Source organism: Microbacterium sp. (genome assembly GCF_011620665.1).
Classification (GTDB): domain Bacteria; phylum Actinomycetota; class Actinomycetes; order Actinomycetales; family Microbacteriaceae; genus Microbacterium.
In genome coordinates, this window is sequence record NZ_WOYQ01000035.1 from 1 (window position 1) to 5353 (window position 5353).

Here is a 5353-nt window from a genome sequence, read left to right on the forward strand (position 1 = left end):
CAAGTCCCAGCTGATCGATGTCGAGAGCAAGTCCCAGCTGATCGATGTCGAGAGCCCGCATCCGCTCGCGTCGGGGCTCGTCGAGCGGATCGGCGACCCGTCCGCCCACGGTGTCGCGACGCACAGGGTGGGGGATGCCGCATACGCCCGCGAGCTGCCGATACCGGATCACGCCGCCGGTTTCCGGGCGATGCTCGACGCGTTCGCCGCGCACGGTCCGTCGCTGACCGAGCACGCACCGGTCGCGGTCGGCCACCGGGTCGTCCAGGGGGGCGCGCGGTTCGTCGCGCCCACGCTGGTGACGCCCCTCGTCGAGAGCAGCATCGACGAGCTTTCGCTGCTCGCCCCCCTGCACAACCCGGGCGCGCTGCAGGGAATCAGAGCTGCGCGCGCCGGCTTCCCCGATGTGCCGCACGTGGCGGTCTTCGACACCGCATTCCACCAGACCATGCCGGCCGCGGCATATACCTACGCGATTGACAAGACGATGGCCGAGAAGCACAGTATCCGCCGCTACGGCTTCCACGGCACGAGTCACAGGTTCGTGAGCGAAGAGGCGGCCCGGTTCGTCGGCCGTGACCTCTCTTCGCTGCGCCAGATCGTGCTGCACCTGGGCAACGGCGCGTCGGCGACCGCCATCGACGGCGGCCGGTCGGTCGACACCTCGATGGGCCTGACGCCGCTGCAGGGTCTCGTCATGGGAACCCGGTCGGGCGACATCGATCCCTCCGTCCTCCTGGTCCTCGCGCAGCGCGAGCAGTGGACCCCCGCCCAGGTCGATGCGTTCCTCAACACACGCTCCGGGATGCTGGGGCTCGCCGGTGCATCCGACATGCGCGATGTCGAGGAGCGGCGCGCGGCGGGGGATCCCGATGCGATTCTTGCGTTCGACGTGTACATCCACCGGCTCCGCGCCTATATCGGCGCCTACCTCGGCCAGCTCGGCGGTGCCGACGTCATCGCGTTCACCGCCGGAGTCGGCGAGAACTCCCCGCTCGTGCGTGCGGCGGCGCTCGAGACCTTCGGCTTCGCCGGCATCGAGATCGATCCGGAGCGAAACCGTGCGCGCGGCGGCGGCATCCGTGCGATCTCTGCGGAATCCTCGCGCGTGGCCGTTCTGGTGGTGCCCACGAATGAGGAGCTCGAGATCGCACGGCAGACTCTGCAGGTCGCGACGGGGTTCAGCGAAGCGTCACGTGGCCGAAACAGCACGGCCACTACGCTGGGACGGTGACAGCCGAACCGCTACCCGACCTGTCCTCCTACGACGGGGTTTTGTTCGATCTGGACGGTGTCCTGACACCGACCGCCGAAGTCCACATGCACGCGTGGCAGACGATGTTCGCCGAGCTCTTCGCGGACTGGGGGATCGAACCCGCGTACACCGATGAGGACTACTTCCGGTACCTCGACGGCAAGCAGCGATACGACGGCGTCGCGAGCCTCCTGCGCTCGCGCGACGTCGAGGTCCCGTGGGGCGACCCGGACGACGACCCGACCGCCGACACCGTCTGCGGGATCGGCAATCGCAAGAACGCCGTGTTCTCACGGGTGCTGCGCGCCGACGGCATCGCGCCCTATCCGGGCTCGCTCGCCCTCGTCGATCGCCTGATCGCGCTGGGCGTGCCGATCGGCGTGGTGTCGAGCTCGAAGAACGCCGAAGAAGTGCTGACGGTCGCGGGCCTCCGCGACCGGTTTCCGGTGGTGATGGACGGTGTCGTCGCGGCGCGTGAGGGCCTGCGCTCCAAGCCCGAGCCCGACATGTTCGCGGAGGGGGCTCGGATGCTGGGAGTCGACCCCGCGCGGAGCGCCGCCGTCGAGGACGCGCACTCGGGAGTCGCATCCGCCGCCGCAGCCGGTTTCGCGCTCGTGGTCGGCGTCGACCGGGGCGCCGGTGCACAAGCCCTGCTGGATCTGGGCGCTCACGTCGTCGTCGACGATCTCGGCGATTTCCTGGGGGAGAGATGATGGATCGCGCTCGTTTCCCGATCGACCCGTGGCGGCTCGTCGAGAAGCGGTACAGCATCGAGGACGTCGGCGTCACCGAGACGCTCTTCGCGGTGGGCAACGGATACCTGGGTCTTCGCGGAAACCACCCCGAGGGACGCGCCGCGCACGAGCACGGCACGTTCATCAACGGCTTCCACGAGACCTTCCCCATCCGTCACGCCGAACACGCGTACGGGTTCGCCGAGGTCGGGCAGACGATCATCAACGCGCCGGATGCCAAGGTCATGCGCGTCTATGTCGACGACGAGCCGCTGTCTTTCGACGTCGCGGACGTCCGCGAGTACGAGCGCGTGCTCGACATGCGCACGGGCGTTCTCACCCGCCACGTGCGGTGGATCACGCCGAGCGGCAAGGACGTCGAGATCGACTTCGAGCGGATGGTGTCCTTCGAGGAGAAGCACCTCGCGGTCATGCGGGTCTCGGTGAACGTGCGGAACGCCGACGCGGCCGTCACGGTCAGCTGCCAGACGATCAACCGTCAGGACGGTGAAGACGTCTACGGCGGAGCACCGCCGGGTCGCGCGGGAAAGGCGGCTTTCGATCCGCGGCGCGCCGAGAAGATGAGCGAGCGGGTGCTGCAGCCCGACGAGTACTGGCAGAACGGGCAGCGCTTCGGCCTGGCCTATCGGGTGTCCGAGTCCGGTATGACGATCTCGGTCGTCGCCGACCATCTCATCGAGACCGAGAACGAGTACTCGACACGGGCCTCGATCGAACCCGACATCGCCAAGAACGTCTTCCGCGTGCAGGCCAAGGCCGGTGTGCCGCTGACCGTCACGAAGCTCGTGGTCTACCACACGTCACGCGGTGTCCCCGGCCGCGAGCTCGTCGACCGGGGGCAGCGAACGCTCGACCGGGTCAGGGCCGAGGGGGTGCAGGAGCAGTTCGATCGGCAGGTCGCGTGGATGGCGGCGTTCTGGGACCGCTCCGACGTCGTGATCGAAGGCCGCGACGACCTGCAGCAGGCCGCACGCTGGTGCCTCCTGCAGTTGGCGCAGGCGGCGGCGCGCGCCGACGGCCTGGGGGTTCCCGCGAAGGGCGTGTCGGGCTCGGGGTACAGCGGGCACTACTTCTGGGACACCGAGATCTACGTGCTCCCGTTCCTCACCTACACGACGCCGCAGTGGGCCCGCAACGCCCTCCGCATGCGCTCTCTCATGCTGCCCGCGGCCCGCAAGCGCGCCGACCAGCTCAACGAGGCCGGCGCGCTGTTCCCGTGGCGCACGATCAACGGCGAAGAGGCCTCGGCGTACTACGCGGCCGGCACCGCGCAGTACCACATCAACGCCGACGTGAGCTTTGCGCTCGCGAAGTACGTGCGCGCCACGGGCGACGATGAGTTCCTCTACCGTGAGGGGGTGGACATCGCCGTCGAGACGGCGCGGCTGTGGTCGACGCTCGGGTTCTGGCGCTTCTCCGAGTCCGGTGACACGGAGAGCTTCCACATCCACGGCGTCACGGGCCCCGACGAGTACACCACGGTCGTCAACGACAACCTGTTCACCAATGTCATGGCGCGCTTCAACCTGCGCTTCGCGGCTCGCGTCGTCCGCGAGATGGCCGCGACCGTGCCAGATGCCTACCTGCTCATGGCGGACCGGCTGGGGCTCGACCCTGCCGAAGCCGACGGGTGGGAGGCGGCCGCCGAGGCGATGCACATCCCCTACAGCGAGGCGCTGGGCATCCACCCGCAGGACGCCGTCTTCCTCGAGCGCGAAGTGTGGGACCTCGAGTCGACCCCTCCCGAGCATCGCCCGCTGCTCCTGCACTTCCACCCGCTCGTGATCTATCGCTATCAGGTGCTCAAGCAGGCTGACGTCGTGCTCGCGCTGTTTCTGCAGGGCAACCATTTCACCGATGAGGAGAAGCTGGCCGACTTCGAGTACTACGACCCGCTGACCACCGGCGACTCGACGCTGTCGTCGGTGGTGCAGTCGATCCTCGCGGCCGAGGTCGGCTATCAGGACCTGGCGCTCGAGTACTTCGAGCAGTCGATCTTCGTCGATCTGAGAGACCTGCACCACAATGCCGCCGACGGGGTGCACGTCGCGTCGGCCGGTGGTGTGTGGACGGCGCTCGTGTCGGGGTTCGGGGGCATGCGCGACCACTTCGGCGAGCTCACCTTCGACCCCCGGCTGCCCGCCGACTGGCCCTCGCTCTCGTTCACGCTGAACTGGAACGAGACACAGCTGCGCATCACGGTGACCACTGACGTGTTCCAGGTCGTCGCCGGCGCCGGGGCGCCCGTGAGCTTCATGGTGCGGGGGGCGTCGTACGTGGTCGGCGCCGGTGAGACGGTGACGGTTCGCCTGCACGGCCAGGGTCCGGTGCTGCGGGGCCGGCCGACTCTCGACGATCTCAGCGAGTCGCTTCGCGAGGACGGCACACTGCTGTCGGCCTCGGTGCCGACGCTGACCACCAGCATCCCCGTGATCACCGGCAGCATGCCGGTCGTGGCCGGGGATGACGGCAACTTCCGCATCGACACGTAGAGGGGCGCGGGGTCTCACCGCAGCTCGACCGGCCCCCAGGTCGCGGGTGCGGGAAGTTCGCCGTACCTGACGTCCACCCCGTCGGGCCCGACCGTGGCTGCACACAGCAGGAGCGAGAGGGTCGGAAAGCCCTGGGGGCGGTTGTCGCGGATGATCGCGCGGTCGTCGACGGGGCCGAGCTCGGCGCTCCGGGCCAGCACGCCGAGCCACGGCTCGTACCATTCGTCGCCGTCGGCGGGGGCGGCGGCCCTGAAGGGCTCGAGCCAGTGCGAGATCCGCGCGGTGTCGGGGTCGTCGACGTTGTCGTGGGAGATCATGTGGGTGCCCGCGCCGATCGGGGTCACCGTGCGGCGCTCGCCGTCCCACGAGACGACGCGCGCCGCGCCGGAAGAGACCTCGAGCAGGTTGAAGCCCCGGGTCCGCGGCCTCTCGGCGGGCGCGTGGCCGCGGACCGACTCCAGCGGCAGGGCTCCCCGCGAGACGACCGCGGTCTCGGGCAGATCTTCTCCCCCCGCGCGGTTGAGGAGGACGGCGAGGCGCCGGGCGGCCGAATCGGCCGCGAGCCAGGCGCCGCCGGAGCGCACGTCCTGGACGCCCGTCACGCTCGGATGAGCGGGCCACCAGCGTCCGAGGGGGTTCCAGGGTCGCTGCGGGTCTTCGTCGCGGATCGCCAGCAGCCGTACCGGCTCGTGCTCGTGGGCGGGGACGTGGATGATGGCGGTGCACATGGGTTCGTGTGGTCGGTTCGTGTGATGGCTTCGTGTGATGGCTTCGTGTGATGGCTTCGTGTGATGGCTTCGTGTGATGGGGTGCTCGTGGGGCGGGCGTGGAAGGTGGAAGACTGGGCGCGT

The 5353-nt window shown here is 69.2% G+C and carries 4 protein-coding genes; 3 read left to right on the forward strand and 1 reads right to left on the reverse strand.

Annotation, left to right across the window (positions count from 1 at the left end; genetic code table 11):
- Positions 1 to 10: 10 nt before the first annotated feature.
- From QZV81_RS04900 to QZV81_RS04910, 3 genes are read left to right on the forward strand one after another with little or no spacing between them, the layout of a single operon-like run.
- Positions 11 to 1234 (forward strand): acetate kinase, encoded by a 1224-nt coding sequence (locus QZV81_RS04900; protein WP_292833497.1) that lies wholly within the window; start codon positions 11 to 13, stop codon positions 1232 to 1234.
- Positions 1231 to 1968 (forward strand): HAD-IA family hydrolase, encoded by a 738-nt coding sequence (locus tag QZV81_RS04905; RefSeq protein ID WP_292833410.1) that lies wholly within the window; start codon positions 1231 to 1233, stop codon positions 1966 to 1968. The genes QZV81_RS04900 and QZV81_RS04905 overlap by 4 nt, the downstream gene beginning before the upstream one ends.
- Positions 1965 to 4502: a glycosyl hydrolase family 65 protein gene (locus QZV81_RS04910; protein WP_292833413.1), complete on the forward strand. Its 2538-nt coding sequence runs from the start codon at positions 1965 to 1967 to the stop codon at positions 4500 to 4502. Before QZV81_RS04905 ends, QZV81_RS04910 begins: the two co-directional genes overlap by 4 nt.
- 14 nt (positions 4503 to 4516) lie before the next feature.
- Here QZV81_RS04910 and QZV81_RS04915 read toward each other — a convergent pair whose 3' ends face one another.
- The gene (locus tag QZV81_RS04915) at positions 4517 to 5230 is read right to left on the reverse strand and encodes an NRDE family protein (protein ID WP_292833416.1); all 714 of its coding nucleotides are present in this window, start codon (positions 5228 to 5230) and stop codon (positions 4517 to 4519) included.
- Positions 5231 to 5353 lie beyond the last annotated feature (123 nt).